Origin of the sequence: Actinoplanes sp. NPDC048967 (assembly GCF_040649415.1) — a bacterium.
In the GTDB taxonomy this organism is placed as follows: domain Bacteria; phylum Actinomycetota; class Actinomycetes; order Mycobacteriales; family Micromonosporaceae; genus Actinoplanes.
Genome location: NZ_JBEZFL010000003.1, coordinates 161,262 through 181,001 on the forward strand (window position 1 = coordinate 161,262; position 19,740 = coordinate 181,001).

A 19,740-nucleotide genomic window follows, 5' to 3' on the forward strand; every position below is an offset into this window, starting at 1 on the left:
CCCGGCATGCGCATCACCTGCATCGGCGGCGGCCCCGCCGGCCTGTACTTCGCGGTGCTGGCGAAGCTGGCCGACCCCGCGCATCAGGTCACCGTGCTGGAACGCAACCCGGCCGGCGTCACGTACGGCTGGGGGGTGGTCTTCTGGGACGACCTGCTCGACGACCTGTTCCGCTACGACCCGGTCAGCGCCGGACGCATCGCGCAGGCAGCCTGCCGCTGGGACGAGTACGAGGTCCGCGCCACCGGCAAGGCGGTCACCCACCTGGCCGGGTACGGCTTCAGCCTGGGCCGGCACAAACTGCTGGACATCCTGGCCGCCCGCGCCGTCGAGCTCGGCGTCGAGATCAGCTACCACGACGAGCTGACCGAGGTGCCCGACGCCGATCTGGTGGTGGCCTGCGACGGCGCCGGCAGCCGGATCCGCGACCAGCACGCCGAGCACTTCGGCGCGGAGCTCGAGACGGGCCGCAACAAGTACATCTGGCTGGGCACGCCGCACGTCTTCGACACGTTCACCTTCGGCTTCGAACGCACCGCGGCCGGCTGGATCTGGTACCACGCCTACCCGTTCGACGACGGCACCAGCACGTTCATCGTGGAGTGCGCGCCGGAGACCTGGGCCGGGCTGGAGCTGGACCGCCTCGACGCGGCGCAGGGCTGCGCCCGCCTGCGGGAGATCTTCGCCGACCACCTGGGCGGGCAACCACTGATCGACCAGCGCGCCGAGGCCGGCGGCACCGGCTGGCTGAACTACCGCCGGCTGACCAACCAGCGCTGGGACCACGGCAACGTGGTGCTGATGGGCGACGCGGCCCACACGACCCACTTCGCGATCGGCTCGGGCACCAAACTGGCGATGCAGGACGCGATGGCCCTGGCCGACATGGTGGCCGGCGGCGACGAGCTGGCGGTGGCGCTGGAACGCTACGAACACCGCCGCAAGACGGCGCTGGCCCCGCTGCAACGGGCGGCCAAGGCCAGCAGCGAATGGTTCGAGCGGGTGCCGGACTATGTGGACCTGCCGGCCAAGCAGTTCTCGTACGCGCTGTCGAACCGCCGCGGCGAATACCCGATGTGGCGGTACCTGCTGCATGTGGCGACGCAGAGCGCGGCGCCGCGGGCGTTGCTGCGCTGGACGCTGAGCGGGCGGCGCTGGCACCGGGCCCGGCGCCGGCCCGCGCTGGCCGCCGCGAGCACGACGGTACGCCGCCGGGTCCCACCGACCCGGGTTGGTTCCGGCACCATGTGAGGCATGGTCGACACCGCCGCGCTCCTGGCCGCCTACGACACTCAGATGCGGATGGCGCACGGCACCGTCCCGTCCGGCCTGACCTACGAGTACGACGGTCCGGTCCTGCGGATCGTCGGCGGGCCCGTGGGCCGGATCCGGACGCCGCGCGACCTCGGGGTCACCGGCGCGGAGCTCGACCGCCTGATCGCCCGGCAGCGGGACTACTTCCGGGCCCGCGGTGAGGGCGTCGAGTGGAAGCTGGTGGCCCACGACCTCCCCGAGGAACTGCCCGAACGCCTGGTCGCGGCCGGCTTCGCACCGGAGGAGCCGGCGACGGTGCTGCTCGGCCACGCCGGTGAGGTGGCCACCGAACCGGTCCTGCCCGGCGGCGTCGTGCTGCGTCAGGTCACCGCGGCCGAGGATCTGCGTCGCTTCGCCGACCACCAGACCGTGGTGACCGGGGCGGACTGCTCCTGGGTCGCGGCCGACCTCGGCGCCCGGGTGGCGGCCGCTCCCGGCCTGATCACCATCCTGGTCGCCGAGGCCGGTGAGCGGATCGTCTGCACCGCCATCGCGGTGTACTACCCGGGCACCGACTTCGTCGCGCTGCTCGGCGGCGCGACGCTGCCGGAGTGGCAGCGACGGGGGCTCTACCGCGCCATGATCGCCGCCCGGGCCCGGGAGGCGGTCACCCGGGGCTTCCGGCTGCTGCATGTGGACGCGTCCCCGGCCAGCGCGCCGATCCTGCGCCGGTGCGGCTTCCACAAGATCACCACGTCGCGGCACTACCAGTGGACGCCCCCGCCGGAAGCAATTGCCGCGCCTGCTTGTTGAAGAACAGCGTGACTCTCGCTTTCGCCGTGCTCGGCGACTCCATCGCGTACGGGCAGGGCGCCACCCGCCCGGCCGACACGATCGGCGCCCGGCTGGCCGCCGATCTGTCCACCGCCGGCATCGTCACCGACATCCGGGTGTTCGCCCTACCCGGCGCCCGCAGCCAGGCCCTACCCAGCCAGACCCGCAGCGCCGCCGCCTGGCGCCCCGGACTGGCCCTGATCATCATCGGCGCCAACGACCTCACCCACTTCGTGCCACCGGCACAGGCTGCGGCGAGCCTCGGCGACGCGGTCCGCACCCTGCGCACGGCCGGCGCCGAGGTGGTCGTGGCCCCGGCGCCGGACCTCAGCGTGGTGCCCTGGGTGCCCCCGCAGACCCGGATGCTGGTCCGGGCGGCGAGCGCGGCCATGCGGCAGGCCCAGACCCGCGCCGCGGTCGACGCCGGGGCCCGGGTGGCGGACATCGGGGTGGGTTCGGCTGAGGCGTTCGCGGTGGACGCGAGCCTGTTCAGCGCGGACCGGTTCCATCCGTCCAGCGCTGGTTATGCGGTGATCGCGGAGGCGCTGGGCCCGGCGGTGCGGGCGGCGGCTGCGGCCGCGCTGGCCGGGCGGACCGGCTGAGGTACGCGGTCAGCCTGCCGAGACGCGAGGCCCGCCGGAAGTCGACAAACCTAGGCGATGGTCGCAACTCTGAGTGCGCCGGCGAGGTCATCCCGGGTCGCGCCCGCAGCACTCGCTCTACGTCGTGCCGGGGAACAGGGCGCGTAGTTCGGTGATCGGGGTGGCGGCGTCGCCATCGAGGGCTCTGCCCAGCGCGGCCAGCCGGGGATCGACGACCGCGGGGTTGTCCACCAGGCAGCGGGTCACCAGGGCCGACCACAACCGGCGGGTGGAGGCGGAGTCGGTGTCGCGGCGGACGTACAGAGGTGATCGGGCACGTCGCCGCCACGGCAGGTCCTCATCGGTCAGCACTGCGTCCAGTTCGTCGACCAGGACAGCCGCCAGTCCTGCCGCGGTCGCTGTTTCCGCTGACAGCAGCACCACTGCGAGGGTCAGGAACACCGGCGCTGACGGGTCGTCGGGCCAGTTGCCCGGTAGGTTCAGCCGGCACCAGGCCAGAAAGCGCACAGCGGCGGCGCGGGCCGGTGCTCCGAGCTCCCGGGCCGAGTCCACCAATGGGGCGAGAGAGTCCACCGGGTTGCCGTCGGCGGTCACCGCCCGGACCAGGAGCGTGCAAGCGAACAGTCGCCGGAGGTGGCCGCGCCGGCCGGCCGGCGCCGTCCACCGCGTCAGGGCCAGGACCTCGCCGGGATCCCCGCTGAGGTCATCGGGCAGCCAGGGGCTGTGCACCAGGTCGGTCAGCGCCCGACGATAGCCGGGCACGTCGACGCCGTAGTCGGCTTCGGCGATCTCCTCGATCGCGGCGGCGTCCAACTGCGGGGCCACCCAAGCCAGCAGAGCGCGTTCGTCCGGAGCCAAGGATGCGAACATGTCACGGTCGGAGCCGGTCACCCAGCGATGATGCGGCCTCGACACTGTCGACGTCCATGACATATGGAAGGTCGCCCGGAGGTCGGTACCGCCTTTCGATGGGTTGACATCCGTCTATGGGATGTCGGACGGTCAGCAGATGCTCACGTACCGTTCCCGTGCCTTCCTGGCCGTCCTGCTCTCCATCGGCGCGCTTTTTCTGGTCGCCGACCGTGCCGCAGCGGCGGCGCCGTCCGCGCCCACCAACCTCCGCGTCACCTCCATCAGTCCGACCTCGGTGACCCTCGCCTGGACTGCCGCCGCCGGCGATCCCGCCGGTTACTCCCTCACCTACTGGCCCGCCTTCGGCGACGTCGGCTACAGCCAGCGCCTCGGCAACGTCACCACCGCCACTGTCACATCCGGCATCGTTCCGAACGGTCAGTACCAGTTCAACGTCCAGGCCATCGACGCCGAGGGCCACTCCTCGACGGCGAGCAACCCGCTCGTCGTGGTCACCCCGGCGAACACCGCCGGCGACACGACCGCGCCGACCGCTCCCGGCAACCTCACCCTGACCGGTGTCGGCCCGGCCGGCGCTCAGCTGACCTGGACCGCGTCCACCGACGACGGGGAGCTGACCGGCTACTACGTCTACTTGTTCGACGGCTGGTTCGTGTCCCGGTCTCTCGGCACCACGACCGGCACCTCCTTCACCGCGCCGATCCTCAGCACCCAGACCGGCATGGTGCGCTACTACGTGCGCGCACACGACGCGGCCGGCAACCTGTCGATCGCTTCCAACCAGGTGTCCACGACCGCCACACCCCCGACCCCACCGGCCACCCCGTGCAAGGTGGCCTATAAGACAACCAGTGAGTGGCCGGGCGGTTTCGTCGCGGAGGTGAAGCTGACGAACACCGCGACCGCGGCGGTCAACGGCTGGTCCCTGCTCCTGTCCCTGGGTGGCGATCAGCGCGTCACGTCGTCGTGGGCGGCGAAGTGGGTCCAGTCCGGCTCAACGGTGACATTGACCAACGAAACCTGGAACGCGACGATCCAGCCTGGAGCCGACATCACGCTCGGCCTGGTCGGCACCTACGCGAAGAGCAACGCGCCGGCCACTACCGCCGCGCTGAACGGTACGGCCTGCACCCTGGCCTGATCTGCCGGGGCGTCCCGCCTGGGCGCCCCGGCTCCTGGGTCGGACTGACCGGCACCCGGTGGACGACGCGCCTACGGCACCTGGATGCCGCAATCCCGGAACGAACGACCGTATGGCACGTGCGGTCCGCTCAGAAGAGGGTCAGCGGCTCGACCGGGTCCGGGTCGGGCAGTGGCTCGAGCCGCGGCACCCGTTCCCGGACCGCGTCGTGGAAGCGGCGGGCCAGCTGCGGCGCGTCGGCGTTGTCCGGCGTGTGCACGAACACCGTCGGCGCCCGGCCCTCCCGTAGCCACCCCACGGTCACGTCCACCCAGTGCTGCCAGCCCTCGACCGTCTCCGTGACCGCGTCGCGGCCCAGGTAGCGGATGATCGGCCGGTCGGTCAGGGCCTGCGAGCGGCGCGGCAGCCGGGGCTTCTTGGTCCACGCGTCGCGTTCGGCCGCGCTGGTCGGGAGCTTCGCGAAGAACACCGTGGTGTCGAACGGCACCCATTCCGCGTCCACCGGAGCGAGGGCGCGTTCGAGCTCTGCTGTCGCGCGGGGGTCGTCGAAGAAGGCCGGGTGGCGGACTTCCACGGCGTACCGGTAAGAGGCCGGCACCTGCCGCAGGAAGGTCTCCAGCGCGGGGAGGTCGGCCGGGCCGAAGGATCCCGGCAGCTGGATCCACAGCGCGTGGGCCCGCGGGCCCAGCGGCTCGATCGCGTCCAGGAAGATCCGCAGCGGGTCCTCGACCGCGACCAGCCGGCGCTCGTGGGTGATGACCTTGGGCAGCTTGAGCACGAACCGGAAGCCCGGGTCGGTCTGCTGGGCCCAGGTCGCCACGGTGTCGCGGGCCGGCGTCGCGTAGAAGGTGGTGTTTCCCTCGACCGCGTTGCACCAGCCGGCGTACGCCCGCAGCCGCTCGCGCGACGGCAGCGGATGGGCCACGAATCGTCCCTGCCAAGACTTCAGTGACCACATCGCGCATCCCACGTGAAGCCGCATGCCGAAATGGTAGGCGGTGGGCCGGACCGGCCGGTTTCAGGCGGGCAGGCCGGCCGCCAATGTCCGCAGAGCCTGGGCGGCGCCGGCCGTCAGCGGCTCGCCGTGGCCGGGCAGGATGGCCTTGATGTCCATCGCGGCCAGCTTGCGGACCGAGTCGTTGGCCTTGGCCTCGTCGGCGGTGTACTGGGGGTCGGAGCGTTCCAGACCGTTGCTCGTGCGCAGGGCGTCGCCGGCCACCAGGACACCGGTGGCCGGCTCGAAGATCGAGATGTGGCCGAGGGTGTGGCCCGGTGTCTCGACGACGCGCATCCCGAAGACCTCGTCGCCCTCGGCGAGCGGCTTCAGCGGCTTGTCGGACATGATCGAGGAAAGGTCGCCGGTGCCGGCGTAGATGGCGGCTTTGACCAGCGGGGCGATCTCGGCGAGGCCGCCGATGTGGTCGTCGTGCAGGTGGGTCAGCACGATGTGCTTCACCGACGACCACCCCGCGCCCGCCGCCTTGAGACCCGCCTCGATCGCCGACTGCGAACCGGCGGTGCCCAGGTCGACGATCGCCGCCTCACCGTTGCGGACCAGGATGTACGCGGCCACATAGGACATGGTCACCCGCCGCCAGTCGCCGGCCACCGCGCCGCTGGCCGCCGGGACGGGCTGCTCCGACGACGCGGCGGGCGCCGATGGCCCGGGCGACTCCGACGAGCAGGAGCCGAGCACAGCCACACCCAGTGCGCCGGCGCCGGCCGTGAACAGCAGCCGGCGGCGGGACAGCGACAGATTCCCCATGACCACCGATTGAATCAGGTCACGCCGCGAAAATCCGCCCTCGCCCGCTCTATCTGCCGCACGATGGCTGATGCCCCCTGTGACTGCGCGATGGCGTCCGCCTCGTCGAGAATCGCGTCCGCGTCCGCCCGCCGGCTCTGGGCGGCGGCGATGTGGGCCAGCCCGACCATGTTGGCCGCCACGCCCGGCAGAGCCCCGATCTCCCGGCGCAGCCCGGAGGACTCCTCCAGCCGTTCGCGGGCCTCATCCAGCCGGCCCGCCGTGTGTGCGGCGATCCCCAGGTGCCGCAGCGCCTCGGCCCGGGTCGGCTTGTCGCCGGTCTGTGCGGCCAGCCGACAGGATCGCTCCAGGTACGGAACGGCGCTGTCGTTGTCCCGCCGGATGACCTGGTGCAGGCAACCGATCCAGAACAACGTCTCTGCCTCGCCGCGTACGTCGCCCAGCGCCCGGTACAACTCGGCCGCGCGGGTGAACAGCGGCAATTCGGCTGGGTCCTCGACGGGGGCCGGACCGTCGCCGGCACGCCCGCTCAGGAAGCGTGCGTGCAGGATCCGTCCGCGGGCCAGCGCCGTGTCGGCTTCCACGGCGTCCAGGTCCCGGTCGGCCTCGGCCAGCGCGCCGACATCTCCGTTGTACACGGCCTGGTGGTACAACTTCCCGGCTCGTTCGATCCGATCCTCGGCCCTCATCGCCGCCCCCGTTCAGCATCGGCGTTCGAGGGCGCAGCCTAGCCCGGTGACGGTCAGGTCCAGTAGAGGATCCGGCCGGACGGCAGCCGGGCCGCGATCTCCGCCTCGAACCAGCCGCGCAGCTCGGCCATCGTCCCGGCCGGATAGACGTACTTCACCGCGCCGAACTTGCCGTGCTTGCGGCTGCGGGACTCCTCGTCCATCTCCAGCTTCGTGCGCGGGTACCAGCCCAGCAGCACTTCCTTGCTGCCGGGAGTGAAGCGGTGGGTGATCAGCTCCGCGGTCAGATCGAGCCCCGGTACGCCCTCGACGGCCGTCGCCACCTGGTCCAGCAGCCGGCCGTAGTGGGTGCGCCAGTCCTCGACCGGCATGATCGGCGCGATGGTCAGGCCGACCGGATAGCCGTCGAGCGCCAGCTTGCGCAGAGCCGCCAGCCGATCCGCCACGCGGCTCGTACCGCCCTCCATGCGGTCGCTCACCGGTGCGCAGTTGACGCTGAGCCGGACCCGGGTACGCCCGGCGTGCGGCAGCCCCACGAAGGTGCCGACGTCGTCGAACTTGGTGGTCCAGCGCAACTGCACCGGCGCGTCCCAGGCCCCGAAGTGCTCGACCGCGCGACGCCAGCTGCCGGTCAGATGTTCCAGGGCCAGCGGGTCGGTGTAGCAGGACGCCTCGAAGGTGGTGCCCTCGTCGCGGCGGGCGGCCCGGCGGCTGGTGATCGTCCCGCGCCCCTCGTACGCGGCCAGGCCGGCCAGGATGTCGTCGAGGTCGGCGTACACCCGGGTCACCGGCGGCCCGGACAGGGAGCCGGCCAGGTAGCAGTACTGGCAGTGCGCCGGGCAGCCCTCGGCCAGGTCGAACCGCCAGTCGGCGCTGGGGGCGATCGGCTGCAGGGTGCGCCGGGCGGGCGGGCTCACCACGATGGCCATGGTGGCTTTCGCGCGGGCGTACGTCTCCCGGTCGGTCTCACCGCGTACCCCGGTCAACCGGTTGGCCCGCAGCCGCTCGACCTCGATCCCCTGCGCCTCGACCAACGCCATGATCCGCCGCCCGTGCGGATGGTCGTAGGCCGCCGGGGTGGCCACCACCCGCCGCGGCGTCCACCGGCGCGCGGGCCGCGCGGGCGGCGCGACGGCGCTGAGGTCGTAGGTGCGCACCGCCTCGCCGCTGGCGCTGTGCGGGGCCGCGGGCACGTCCGGCGCGAGCGGCTGGTCGACGTCGATGGCATGGTCGGTCACCCCGGGCAGATACCCTGCTCAGGACGGATCTACCGTCAGCGCAGGGTGATGACGTTGCCGGTGATCAGCGCGGAGGCGTCGGCGGCCAGGTAGGCGATGACGTCGGCCACCTGCGCCGGGGTGGCGACGTTGACCAGGGCCGGGCTCCGGGCCACGAATTCGCGGACCGCGTCGGTCACCCAGCCGGTGTCGGTCACCGGCGGATGGATCACGTTGGCGGTGATGCCGAGAGGGGCCAGCTCGACCGCGGCGGACATCGTGTAGTTGGTCTGGGCGGCTTTCGCGGCGCCGTACGAGACCTCCTGCGGGAAGCCGAGCTCGGCGCCGGAGGTCAGGCCCACGATCCGCCCCCAGGTCGCGCCGCGGGCGGCGTGCCGGCGGGCGAACTCGGCGATGAGCAGCGCCGGTGCCATCGCGTCCACGGCGAACTGCTGCGACCAGGTGGCCACGGTGACCGGCTGCATCTGCCGGCCGTGCTGGTCGACGGCCTGCGGGCTGAAGGTGTCCTGCACCCAGCCGGTGGCGTTGTTGATCAGGATGTCGACCGGGCCGAAGGTGGCCTCGGCCAGGTCGAACAGGCGCCGCGGGGCCTGCGGATCGGTGAGGTCCTCGTCGGCGGCGACCGCTTCGCCGCCGCCGGCGCGGATGGCGGCCACGACGGCGTCGGCGGTCCGGGCCCGGCCGGCCCGGTAGGCATCCGGGACCGCGGGGTCGATCGGGTCGTGGATTTTCCGGTACGCGCAGACGACCGCACAGCCACCAGCGGCGAGCGCCTCGGCTGTGGCGGCGCCGATGCCGTGGTTGGCGCCGGTGACCAGGGCGACGTGTCGGGGCATCCGCGCAGTCTGTATCGGCCGGTGGCGGCGGAGCAACGGGATTCCGGGTCAGACGGTCACCGACGTGGCCGTGCCCGGGGTGAGCCAGTGCAGGCTCTCCCGGACCGCGGCCGGCGCCGCGGCGAAAGCGGCCTCGACCGCCGGCCGGCCCTCGCTGAAGTGACCCCAGCCCTCGTAGTGCACCGGCAGCACCGTGCGGGCCTTGACCAGCTCGCACAGCTCGGCACCGTCGGCGGCCGTCATCGTGTACCGCAGCGGACCGGTCAGGCCGAACTTCACCGCCCCCAGGTGCAGCACCGTCGTGCCGATGGCGAACCGGTCGGCCACCTCCCGTACCCCTGGACAGAGCACGGTGTCGCCGGTGATCCACAGCGGGCCGTACTGCTGGCCCGCCCAGCGCAGCACGAAGCCGGTCACCTCGCCGGCCACCGGCCGGCTCAGCGGCGGCCCGTGCCGGCACGGCGTCGCGGTGATCTCGATCGCCGGCCGGTCCGGGGCCGCCAGCCCGGTGGTCGCCCACGGGCCGAGCCCGGTGGCGTTCCCGCCCAGCCGGCGGCCGCCCGCCACGGTGGTGACGACCCGGCCCGCGGCCGGCAGCAGCGCCCGGCCGGCGTCGTCCAGGTTGTCGGCGTGGTGGTCGTGGGTCAGCAGCACCACGTCGACGCGGCCGAGCGACGCCGCCGGCACCGCCGGACCGGTCAGCTTGCGCGACGCCGTGCCCCAGCCGAACCGGTAGGTCCGGCCGGGGGCGTCGAACGTCGGATCGGTCAGGATCCGCCAGCCGGCCACCTCGATCAGGGTGGTCGGCCCGCCGATGTGGGTGATCCGCAGGTCGCTCATCGGGCGTGGGTCAAAGCCCAGTCGAGAACCTCGTCGGCGATCTGCTCCCAGCCCTTCTGGGCCGGTAGCAGGTGCGCGTAGCCCTCGTACTCGCGGCGTTCCGTGACGGTGTTCGACTTGTAGTGCTTGGCGTTCGACTCCTGGATCGCCGGCGGCATGATGTGGTCCTCGGAGCCCGAGACGAACAGCAGCGGCGCCCGGTCGTCGTTGTGGTAGTCGACCCAGGTGTCCTGGTGGCCGGGCTGGAAGTTGGCCAGCACACTGCCCCACAGGATGCCGCCGTTGGCCGGGATGGCGTAGCGCTGCCACAGCGCCCGGCCCTCCTCCTCGGTGAAGGTGTTGGTGAACGCGTACTGCCACTCCTCGAAGCTCAGCGGCACCACCTTGTGCCGGTTGGCGGGGCTCTTGAGCACCGGGAAGGTGGACTTCACCTGCGACAGCGGGACCACCCGGACGCCTTCGGTGGGTGCGGAGTTCATCGCCACTCCGGCCGCGCCGAAGCCGTGGTCGAGCAGGATCTGGGTGAACGCCCCACCGGCGGAATGCCCGATGATGATCGGCGGGGTGTCGAGCGCGCCGATGATCTGCTCGAAATGGTCGATGATCTGCGGCACGGTGGAGGCGAGAATCGGTGCGGGGTCGGCGTTGAGCGCCTCGACCTCGACCTCGTACCCGGGATACGAGGGCGCGATGACCCGGAACCCCTTGGCCTCGTAGTGGGCGATCCAGTTCTCCCAGCTGCGGGGAGTGACCCAGAATCCGTGGACGAGCACGATCGTGTCGGGCGCCATGGTCAACGGTCCTTTCCGGACAGGCAGGCAATTGCTCGGAATCTAACGCCGTCGTGATCGCCCTTGTGGGTCCCTGCGTGCACATGCGGGTCCCACCGTGCACATCGAGTGGCGTCAGGTTTCGCCGAGGTGCCGGCGCAGCCATTCGCTCGGGGTGACGCCGTAGGCGGCCCGGAACCGGCGGGCGAAGTGCCGCGGGTCGGTGAAGCCCCAGCGGCGCGCCGTCGCCGAGATCAGGGTGCGGTGGGTCGCCCGGGCGGCCAGCTCCCGGCGGGCGCCCTCGAGGCGGCGCCGCCAGATCGCCTCGGCCGGCGACTCCGCCTCGTCGGCGAACAGCTGATACAGGTAGCGCAGCGAGACCCCGTGCTCCTCGGCGATCCGGGCCGGGGTGAGTCCCGGATCGTGCAGGTGCGCGTCGACGTAGGTGAGCAGCACGGTTCGCAGCGACTCGGCGCGGGCGGTCCGGGAGTGCCGGTTGCCGGGATGGACCGACGCGATGAGTGCGCGGACCAGATCCTTGGCGGCGAAGCCGAGCATCGCCAGGGCCGCCTCGTGCGGTGCCTGCCGGGCGATGGCGGGCAGCTCACGCAGGTGACGTCGGGTCAGGTCGTACAGCGGGCTCAGCTGCAGCAGCGGGACCGAGCCGCGGATCAGCTCCACCGGCAGGTCCAGTTCGGCGTAGTCGGCCAGGAACGCGATCGCCGCGCACGGGCCCGGCCACCGCGATTCGTACTCGGTTGTCAGATCCAGCAGATGGAGCTGGTTCTCGCGGCGCAGCACCTTGCCGACCTGGCGCGTCTCGCATTCGCCCCGCACCCCGAGGGTCAGGGAGATCCGCTCGGGCGCGTCGGCGCGTACGTGCCGGGCGGTGCGTCTCATCGTCAGGCCACCGCTGTAGGCGGTGCTGAGCAGGTTGATCCCCGCGCCGATCCGCCAGCCCTCGACGACGCACGTCGTGCCCGGCGCGACGGCGACCGCGGCCGGGGTGGCCGCCCGGCTCAGCGTGGCGTGCAGAGCATCGGCCGACTCGTGTGGTGGCAGGTGACGGGTGTCCATCAACACGGCCATGCCGGCTCCCCGATAGGTTCGTCACAGAATAGCGGTGTGAGGGAGGCCGGATGACGGTGCTGCTCGACACATCCTTGCTGCCGGTGCGGCAACGCGCCGAGGCGGTGCGGTCGGCCATGACCTCATCGGTGGCTCCGGCCGCGATCTCGGTCGCCCCGCCGGCGCAGGCCCGGATCTCGCACTGGGCGCTGGGTTCCGGCGCCGAGCTGCTGCATCACGTGTCCACTGGTCATCGGCTCACCCGTACCTCCCGGCACCTGCAGTCGGACAACCCCGAGCGGCTCTCCCTGGGCCTGCCGGTCAGCGGTTCGGTGCGGATGCGCCACCGCGACCTGACCGGCGGGGACCGCATCGGCGAGCTGCAGCTGATCGACCTCACCTCGCCGTACGACTTCCTGGTCGAGGGGCCGTCCAGCGTGCAGGCGGTCATCGTCGACTATGCCCGGCTCGGTGTCCCGGTCGACGCGGTCCGCACCGCGGTTCCCCGCCTGGCGGCCAGCCCGATGTACGAACTGGTCCGTCGTCACGTGCTCGAACTGCCCGTGCTGCTGGACCGGCTGCACCCGGACCCGGCCCTGACGATGCTGGGGTCCTCGACCGTCGAACTCGTCCGGGCCCTGATCGCCTCGGTGCTGGACGAGGACGAGGTGTGGCTGCGTACGGTGGGCACCGGCACGCTGTTCACCCGGGTCACCGCGTACATCCGCCAGCATCAGCGGGACGCGGACCTCAGCGCCGCCCGCCTGGCCGCCGAGCACTCGGTGTCGGTCCGGACGTTGTACGCCGCCTTCGCACAAGAGGGCGAGCAGGTCGCCGAATGGGTGATCCGGGGGCGGCTGCGCGGCGCGCACCGGGAGCTCGCCAATTCTCCGTCCGCGACGGTGTCCTCGATCGCCCGGTCGTGGGGATTCGCCAACGCCCGCCACTTCGCCCGCCGATTCCGCGACGAGTACGGCATGACGCCCCAGGAGTGGCAACGGGGCCACACCTCGCGGGCACGCTGACCCGCCGGGTCCGGCCGTAGCCGGCGGGGCGGCGAACCTGACCCCGTGCGAAGGCCTTCGTGCGAACCGTCAGCTCTAGAGTTCGGGGATGACCCCCGCTCTCACCTATCAGGGCGCCCTGCGGCTGCTCGGCCGGCACGACTCCAAGACGCTCACCATTCTGGACAATCTGCTCGGCGGCGTGCTCGTGGCCGCTGGGCCGGCGGCGTTCGGCGGGGCGCAGGCGGCGGCGTTCCTGTGGGGTGCGGTGGACCAGAAGAACCAGGCGGTGGGGTTGCTGCGCAGCCTGGTCACCGCCGGCGCGGGACGACTGTCCGGAGCGACCGGTCGTGACCGGTTCGAGCTGTTGCAGGCAGCGCACACGACAATCGTCGGAGCCGCGCTGTTCGAGGCGTGGCAGGCCCGGCTGGGTCCGGTGTGGGCGGAGCTGGCCGTCACCCGGGAGGAGCGGATCCGGCTGCTGACCGAGCAGGACGGCGACGACCTGGTGCAGGTGCTGGCCCGCTCGGAGATCCCGATGCCGACCGGGTTCGCGGACCGGTCGCAGCTGAAGCCGTACCTGCACCGCGCGGTCCTCGCCGGCCAGTCCTTCTTCTCCGGACTGGCCGCCGGGGAGCGGCACTCCTGGCTGGCTGCCCCGGAACTGGCCGACGAAGTGGTGAGCGACGCGCTCGACCGGTACCACACGCTCCATCTCCAGCTCGCGGTCGACGTCCGGGAGTTCCTGATCTGGGCGGTCCTGGAAGGGCAGGACGCGTTGCGGGCCGCCCTCGCGCACCAGGTCGGCGAACAGTCGGCCGGGTTGGCCCGCCTCACCGCCCTGCTGACGCCGGCCGAGCCCGGCCCCGCACCGGCCGGGCAGTCGGTGCTCCTGCGCCAGGCGAATCTGGCCGTGCTGAGCCGGCCGCCGATCACCGCCGACACCCTGCGGTACGTGGCGGGCCTGCGCTTCCCCTCGATCGAGGAGGGTTATGTCACGCCGCACTACCGCCGGGCGGTGCGCGGCCGGGAGGACAACATCGCCGACGACAACTGGTGGAACCGGCACCGGGTGCGCCGTGACCTGGACACCTTCCTGGCCGGCCGGCTCATGTCGCCGGCCGCCGCCGGGTCGCCGCTGCTGGTGCTGGGCGACCCCGGCTCGGGCAAGTCGACCCTGACCAAGGTCCTCGCGGCCCGGCTGCCCGCCGACCGGTATCTGGTGGTCCGGGTCCCGCTCCGTGAGGTCACGGCCGATCAGCGCGTCCGCGTGCAGGTCCAGGAGGCCCTCGACGACCTGCTCAACGGCCGGGCCCAGTGGAACGTGCTCGCCGACGAGAGCCGTGACCTGATCCGGGTGGTGATCTTCGACGGGCTGGACGAGCTGATCCAGAGCGTCGGCGTGGGCCGCAACTACCTGCGGGAGGTCCAGGAGTTCCAGGAGGCGGAGGCGGCGGCCGGCTCCCCGGTGTGCGCCGTGGTCACCTCACGCACCCTGGTGACCGGCCGGATGTGGGTGCCGCCCGACTGCCTCGCGATCAAGCTGGCCGACTTCGACGACGACCAGGTCGGCGCCTGGCTGGCCGGGTGGCACCTCGCCAACGCGGGCGGGCACGGCATCCGGCTCCCGGGTGCCGACAGCGTCCGGGCGCTGACCGACCTGGCCCGGCAGCCGCTGCTGCTCCTGCTGATCGCCTTGTACGCCGCCGACCCGAACAGTCCTGACCTCCGCGGTGACACCTCGGCGGTCGACCTGTACGACCGGTTGATCGAGAACTTCATCCGCCGCGAGGTCGACAAGGACAGCCGGATCGCCCCGGCCGACCTGACCGCCGAGATCGCCCGCCGCCGCTGGCAGCTGGGGGTGGCCGCGCTGTCGATGTTCAACCGGCGGCGGACGTTCGTGCACGACGGCGATCTGGAGGCGGACCTGGCCGGCCTCGGTGCACCGGTGGCGGCCGGCGGCGGGCACGAGGTGATCGGACAGTTCTTCTTCGTGCACGCGGCGTCCGCGAAGGTGCCGGACTACATCAAGCGCCGGGAGTCGTACGAGTTCCTGCACAGCACGTTCGGCGAGTACCTGGTGGCGAGCGCCGTCCTGGACGAGGTGCGGGAGATCACCACGGCGGCGGAGCCGACCGCGCGGCGGACGCGCTCGACGCCCCGCCTGGACGACGGCGTGCTGCACGCGCTGCTGTCCTTCCGGGCCCTGGCCGCGGAGCCGCGCGTGCTCGGGTTTTTGCGGAGCATCGCGGACGCCCTGCCGGAGGTGGAGCGGACGGCCGTGCCGGGCGTGCTCGCCCGGTTGCTGGCCCAGGCCCGGCGGCGGACGATCTCGGTCGAGTTCGAGCGATACCAGCCCGAGGACCTCGATCCGGTACGGGCGCGAGCGGCGTACACGGCCAACCTGGTGACGCTGCTGTCCAGCCTGGGCAGCGTGCCGCTCTCCGTGGTCGTGCCGGACGCCGCCGATGAGGTGCGCGAGTGGCAGGCGATGGCGCGGCTCTGGCAGGCCGCGCTGGACGAGGACTCGTGGCGTGGGCTCACCTCGTCGATGGCGCTACGCCTCGGCGAACGCACGATCGTGCCGTTGAGCGACAGTCCGAGACGGGCATCCGCTGCTGAGCCGGGACTGCTCGGCATGCCGGCCCGGGCGCAGGCGCTCGCGCTGGCCGAGCGGCTCGGCGGAGACCGCGACTCACCGGTGGCCGGCGCCCTACGCCGCTCGCTTGCTGCCAAGCTGGTGGGAATCGATCAGCGCCAGACGCTGCTCGCCGGTCTGGACATCCCGGGCACGGTGAGGGCCGCGATCGGGCAGCCGCTGCCTGACGACCTCCGCCAAATGCTGATCAACACGCTGGGTCTGACGACCGACCTGTGGGACTACGACGAGGTTCGCGCGATCGTCTCCGCCGTCACGGAGGACGGTTTCGACCGCCGGGCCGATTGGTGGCCGCTGATCGTCCCGCTCTCGGTCTTTCCGCAGCTCTTGAATGAGGTCCCGCAGCTCACGACCATGCTCCGTGGTCGGCCGGCGCGCCGGAGCGCCTCCTTTGCGTTTCTGCGTGCGGTGCTCAACGACGAGATCTGGCTGCACCGGCTCCGCGAGGTGCTCGACACCGAACTGCCGTCATCGATGATCGAGGCCAAGGTGCGGGCTATGGCCACCACCGGATTCGACCTGCCCGCCCGGCTGGACCGGGCGGTGATGAGCACGGCGTCCGGGCTGCGGTTCCTGCGCGAGTACGCTATTTATCGGGGCCGCCCGCTCGGCCGGGCCGACCGAGCCCGCTCGGCCGGCATGGCGCCGGACCTCCGCGTCCGGCTGCCGAGGGCGTTCGAGCGGGCGTACGGGCTGATCGGCGGGCGGGACGACCCGGCACGGCGCGGTGATCGGCTGCTGCGGCCAGCCGAGTTGTCCGCCGACGGCGACATGCTGATCTTCCGGGTCGCCGTGGACGGTACGGCGCAGTGGGCTGTCCGGCTGGACGAGACCTCGCGATCCGGGACGCCGGTGCTGATCCGGGTCGACGGTTTCGCCGGCGGCGAGTGGCAGCCGTACCTGGACCGGATCACTACGACCTTCGTGGAGATGACGATGTCGGAGTCGCTGTTCAGCGCCGACGGTTTCGCCGGTCATCGTGGGCTCGACCCGGCGACGCTGGCCGAGTTGGCGCGGCGCTTTTCCCGCGCGCCGTTCCTCGACCATCCGCTGCGGTCGCGCCCGGACGGCCCGCCGGTGAGATGGTTCTCCGGCCCCCAGGTGCTTCTGTGCGACGAGGGTGGTCAGCGTCTGCGCGTACGGGCGGACACCGCCGAGGCGTTCGAGGCGGTCAAGCTCGCCCTTCCCGGTGACTGGGTCTGAGCGACATCCCGCGGCCGGAGCGAGGCGAACGCGCCGAGCACCTCGGCCACCCGGCGCACATCCCCCGGCCCGCACCGATGATCCACCGGCACCGTCAGGATCCGCGCGGCCAGCTCGGCCGCCTCCTCGTCCCCGCTCCACACTCCACCCCGGTCCTGCCGCCAGTGCACCGGCGCGTAGATCCCGTGCCGCGCCAGATGCGCCAGCAGAGCATCACGGACCGGCTCCGACTCGCACAGCAGCTGCACCCGGAACGGCACCGCACCGGCCGGTCCACCACTCAGCACCTGCCATGAACCGCCACGAACCGCCAGGGCGGCGATCAGGGCGTACGCGTTGCGAGCGCTCGCGGCGCGCAGCCCGGCCAGGTCCAGCAGCGGCAGCACCGTCGCGGTCAGCGCGCTCGCCGGACCTTCGCTGCCGAGCAATGCGTGCTCGCCGCGCTGCTGCAGGGCCCGGAAGTCGTCCTTGGGCACTTCCCGGCCGTCCAGCCACGCCCCTTTGAGCAGCATCGCCACCAGTTTCAGCTGCGCGCCGGGACTTTCCGCGCCGACCGGCCCGGGCAGGGCCCGGCCGTGCGGGGACCACAGCAGGCCGCCGTCCGGTAGCGGCAGGGTTTTGCGCAGGGAGGCCACCGCGTACGGGGCCGAGCTGGCGCGGGCCCACTCGCTGAACGGGTCGTGCGAGTGGTCCTCCACCACGGTGACGCCGGGGTTCGCTCGCGTCCAAGCGGTCCACGGCTCCGGCCGGTCGCGGCCGAAGAGGTTCTGCGCCAGGACGACGTCGCCCGGCAGCGCGCGCAGGGTTTCCAGGCGGGGTCCCTGGCCGTCGGGCAGGTGCCGGTACCAGGTGATCGGGACGTCGGCGGACAGGGCTTCGGCGACTCCCATGCAGAAGAACGACGGCACGTGCAGCCGGCCCGTCGGCGCCAGCTGTCGCAGCAGGGTGCTCAGTGCCCCACATCCGGTCGCGAACAGCTCGAACCGTCGCGGTAGCAGGGATTGCGGTGTGGTGGCGATGGCGGCCGGGTCCCAGTGGAACTCCGAGCCGACCTCAGGCCGCACGGCCGAGGTCCCGGGCCCGCTGGATGTTGAGCTCGTCGACGTGCACCGGGGCCTCCGCGCGGCGCAGGGTGGCCACCGTACGCCAGAGGATGCGCAGGTCCAGCGCCACCGAGCGGTGGTCGACGTACCAGCGGTCGAGGGCGAAGCGCTGCGGCCAGTCGATGTCGTCGCGGCCGTTGACCTGGGCCCAGCCGGTGATGCCGGGCTTGACCTCCAGGCGCCGGGCGTCCTCGGCCGAGTAGTTGGCGACCTGCGGCAGCACGTCCGGGCGCGGCCCGACCAGGCGCATCTGCCCGCGCAGCACGTTCACCAGTTGCGGCAGCTCGTCCAGGCTGGTGCGGCGCAGGAAGCGGCCGCACCGGGTGATCCGCGGGTCGTTCTCGATCAGGCCGAACGGGTCGCTGATGCCGAGCTGCGCGCTCAGCGCGACCGAGTCGTGGACCATCGTGCGGAACTTGAGCATCCGGAACGGCACGCCACCGAGGCCCGCGCGGTCCTGGACGAACAGGATGCCGCGGCCGTCGGCGATCCTGATCCAGGCCGCGACCACCAGGATCAGCGGGGACAACAGCATCAGGGCGACGGCGGCGGCCAGGCGGTTGAGACCATCCCAGAGAGTCATAGCGTCTCCACATTCGGTCCGGTGCTGCGGTGCCGGGTGTCCAGGACGTAACCGGCGTGCTCGACGACCAGGTCCAGGTCGAAGGCGTCGTGGTCGGCGAGCAGGATCACGGCGTCGGCCGCGGCGATCTGCTCGGCGGTGGCGGCGACCCGGACCACGCGGCGGTCGACGTGGGCGTCCTCGACCACGTGCGGGTCGGCCGCGCGGACCTCGGCGCCCATGTCCAGCAGCAGGGAGGCGACCCGCCGGGCCGGCGACTCGCGGGCGTCGCCGCTGTTCTTCTTGTACGCGAGCCCGAGCAGCAGCACGGTCGAGCCGTTGACCGGCTTGCGCCGCTGGTTGAGCGCGCCGACCAGGCGCCGGACGACGTAGTCGGGCATGTGGTTGTTGATGTCGTTGGCCAGCTCGACGAACCGGAAGCTCTGGCCCAGCGTCCGCTGCACCCGCCAGGACAGGTACGACGGGTCGATGGGCAGGCAGTGCCCGCCGACCCCGGGGCCGGGCACGAACGGCATGTAGCCGAACGGCTTGCTCGACGCCGCCTCGATCGCCTCCCAGACGTCGATGCCGAGATCGTGGGCGAACACCGCCAGCTCGTTGATCAGCGCGATGTTGACGTGCCGGAAGGTGTTCTCCATGAGCTTGGCCAGCTCGGCGACCTTGGGGTCGGAGACCGGCACGGTGTGCTCGACGACCGAGGCGTAGAAGGCCCGCACCCGTGCCAGCGACTCGGCGTTGATGCCGGAGACGACCTTCGGGGTGGTGACCAGGTTCCAGGTGCGGTTGCCGGGGTCGATGCGCTCGGGGCTGTAGCCGAGGTGGAAGTCGACCCCGGCGATCAGGCCGGAGCCCTCCTCCAGCAGCGGCGCGACCAGGTCGGTGGTGGTGCCCGGATAGGTGGTGGACTCCAGCGCCACGGTGGCACCCGGGCGCAGATAGCGCGCCAGGGTACGGGCGGACTGCTCGATGTAGTTGAGGTCGGGGGTGCCCTCACGCAGCGGGGTCGGCACCGCGATGACCGCGACGTCGAAACCGGCGCAGGAGCGCGGGTCGGCCGACGGATGGAATGTGCCGGCGTCGAGGATCTCCTGCAGCTCGGCCGAGGACACATCGTCCACGTAGGACTCACCGGCGGCGAGGCGCTTGATGCGTTCCTCGTCGACGTCGAACCCGACGACCGAGTGGCCGACCTGTGCGGCGCGGACGGCCAGCGGCAGTCCCACGTACCCCTGTCCGGCGATGACGACCCGCATGCGTGCCCCTCTCGAAGGTCTT

General features: G+C 72.1%; 18 protein-coding genes. 6 read left to right on the top strand and 12 right to left on the bottom strand.

Annotation, left to right across the window (positions count from 1 at the left end; all coding sequences use genetic code 11):
- Window positions 1-6: 6 nt before the first annotated feature.
- The 3 genes from AB0C12_RS13265 to AB0C12_RS13275 are packed head-to-tail and all read left to right on the top strand — an operon-like array spanning window position 7 to window position 2,690.
- Entirely contained in the window at window positions 7-1,251 is a 1,245-nt protein-coding gene (locus AB0C12_RS13265; protein ID WP_360547426.1) for an FAD-dependent monooxygenase, read from the top strand.
- A gap of 3 nt (window positions 1,252-1,254) precedes the next feature.
- Window positions 1,255-2,067, top strand: a complete 813-nt coding sequence (locus AB0C12_RS13270) for a GNAT family N-acetyltransferase (RefSeq protein WP_360547428.1) — start codon at window positions 1,255-1,257, stop codon at window positions 2,065-2,067.
- An 8-nt stretch (window positions 2,068-2,075) separates the two neighbouring features.
- A complete protein-coding gene (locus AB0C12_RS13275) occupies window positions 2,076-2,690 on the top strand; it encodes an SGNH/GDSL hydrolase family protein (protein ID WP_360547430.1) in 615 nt (204 codons plus the stop codon).
- Window positions 2,691-2,807: 117 nt separating this feature from the next.
- Here AB0C12_RS13275 and AB0C12_RS13280 read toward each other — a convergent pair whose 3' ends face one another.
- Window positions 2,808-3,581, bottom strand: coding sequence for a hypothetical protein (locus AB0C12_RS13280; RefSeq protein WP_360547432.1), 774 nt, complete (start codon window positions 3,579-3,581; stop codon window positions 2,808-2,810).
- A 118-nt stretch (window positions 3,582-3,699) separates the two neighbouring features.
- Between AB0C12_RS13280 and AB0C12_RS13285 the strand changes: the two genes are divergently transcribed.
- Window positions 3,700-4,704 carry a cellulose binding domain-containing protein gene (locus AB0C12_RS13285; protein ID WP_360547434.1) on the top strand — a complete coding sequence of 335 codons (1,005 nt, stop codon included), beginning with the start codon at window positions 3,700-3,702 and terminating at the stop codon, window positions 4,702-4,704.
- Between the two features lie 130 nt (window positions 4,705-4,834).
- Here the strand turns inward: AB0C12_RS13285 and AB0C12_RS13290 are convergent, their stop codons facing one another.
- From AB0C12_RS13290 to AB0C12_RS13325, 8 genes are all read right to left on the bottom strand, one after another.
- Window positions 4,835-5,662 (bottom strand): DUF72 domain-containing protein, encoded by an 828-nt coding sequence (locus AB0C12_RS13290; RefSeq protein ID WP_360548978.1) that lies wholly within the window; start codon window positions 5,660-5,662, stop codon window positions 4,835-4,837.
- Window positions 5,663-5,722: 60 nt separating this feature from the next.
- A complete protein-coding gene (locus AB0C12_RS13295) occupies window positions 5,723-6,469 on the bottom strand; it encodes an MBL fold metallo-hydrolase (protein ID WP_360547436.1) in 747 nt (248 codons plus the stop codon).
- 14 nt (window positions 6,470-6,483) lie between these two features.
- Window positions 6,484-7,107, bottom strand: a complete 624-nt coding sequence (locus AB0C12_RS13300) for a tetratricopeptide repeat protein (RefSeq protein WP_360547438.1) — start codon at window positions 7,105-7,107, stop codon at window positions 6,484-6,486.
- 104 nt (window positions 7,108-7,211) lie between these two features.
- Window positions 7,212-8,396: a spore photoproduct lyase family protein gene (locus AB0C12_RS13305; protein ID WP_360547440.1), complete on the bottom strand. Its 1,185-nt coding sequence runs from the start codon at window positions 8,394-8,396 to the stop codon at window positions 7,212-7,214.
- Window positions 8,397-8,431: 35 nt separating this feature from the next.
- Window positions 8,432-9,232: an SDR family NAD(P)-dependent oxidoreductase gene (locus AB0C12_RS13310; protein ID WP_360547441.1), complete on the bottom strand. Its 801-nt coding sequence runs from the start codon at window positions 9,230-9,232 to the stop codon at window positions 8,432-8,434.
- 48 nt (window positions 9,233-9,280) lie between these two features.
- Window positions 9,281-10,072 carry an MBL fold metallo-hydrolase gene (locus AB0C12_RS13315; protein ID WP_360547443.1) on the bottom strand — a complete coding sequence of 264 codons (792 nt, stop codon included), beginning with the start codon at window positions 10,070-10,072 and terminating at the stop codon, window positions 9,281-9,283.
- Window positions 10,069-10,863, bottom strand: coding sequence for an alpha/beta hydrolase (locus tag AB0C12_RS13320; RefSeq protein WP_360547445.1), 795 nt, complete (start codon window positions 10,861-10,863; stop codon window positions 10,069-10,071). Before AB0C12_RS13320 ends, AB0C12_RS13315 begins: the two co-directional genes overlap by 4 nt.
- A gap of 114 nt (window positions 10,864-10,977) precedes the next feature.
- On the bottom strand, window positions 10,978-11,931 hold the full coding sequence (locus tag AB0C12_RS13325) for a helix-turn-helix domain-containing protein (RefSeq protein WP_360547447.1): 954 nt from the start codon (window positions 11,929-11,931) through the stop codon (window positions 10,978-10,980).
- 50 nt (window positions 11,932-11,981) lie between these two features.
- On the opposite strand from AB0C12_RS13325, the gene AB0C12_RS13330 reads away from it, so the two are divergent.
- The gene (locus AB0C12_RS13330; RefSeq protein ID WP_360547449.1) at window positions 11,982-12,935 is read left to right on the top strand and encodes a helix-turn-helix domain-containing protein; all 954 of its coding nucleotides are present in this window, start codon (window positions 11,982-11,984) and stop codon (window positions 12,933-12,935) included.
- Window positions 12,936-13,023: 88 nt separating this feature from the next.
- Window positions 13,024-16,779, top strand: coding sequence for an ATP-binding protein (locus tag AB0C12_RS13335; RefSeq protein ID WP_360547451.1), 3,756 nt, complete (start codon window positions 13,024-13,026; stop codon window positions 16,777-16,779).
- On the opposite strand, the gene AB0C12_RS13340 is transcribed toward AB0C12_RS13335, so the two are convergent.
- Genes AB0C12_RS13340 through AB0C12_RS13350 form a run of 3 tightly spaced genes read right to left on the bottom strand, consistent with a single transcriptional unit; the run spans window position 16,701 to window position 19,718 of the window.
- Complete coding sequence (locus AB0C12_RS13340; protein WP_360547453.1) at window positions 16,701-17,843, bottom strand: hypothetical protein; 1,143 nt, start codon at window positions 17,841-17,843, stop codon at window positions 16,701-16,703. The two genes, AB0C12_RS13335 and AB0C12_RS13340, sit on opposite strands and share 79 nt — an antisense overlap.
- Window positions 17,833-18,465, bottom strand: coding sequence for a sugar transferase (locus tag AB0C12_RS13345; protein ID WP_360547455.1), 633 nt, complete (start codon window positions 18,463-18,465; stop codon window positions 17,833-17,835). The genes AB0C12_RS13340 and AB0C12_RS13345 overlap by 11 nt, the downstream gene beginning before the upstream one ends.
- A complete protein-coding gene (locus AB0C12_RS13350) occupies window positions 18,462-19,718 on the bottom strand; it encodes a nucleotide sugar dehydrogenase (protein WP_360547457.1) in 1,257 nt (418 codons plus the stop codon). The genes AB0C12_RS13345 and AB0C12_RS13350 overlap by 4 nt, the downstream gene beginning before the upstream one ends.
- Window positions 19,719-19,740: the final 22 nt, after the last annotated feature.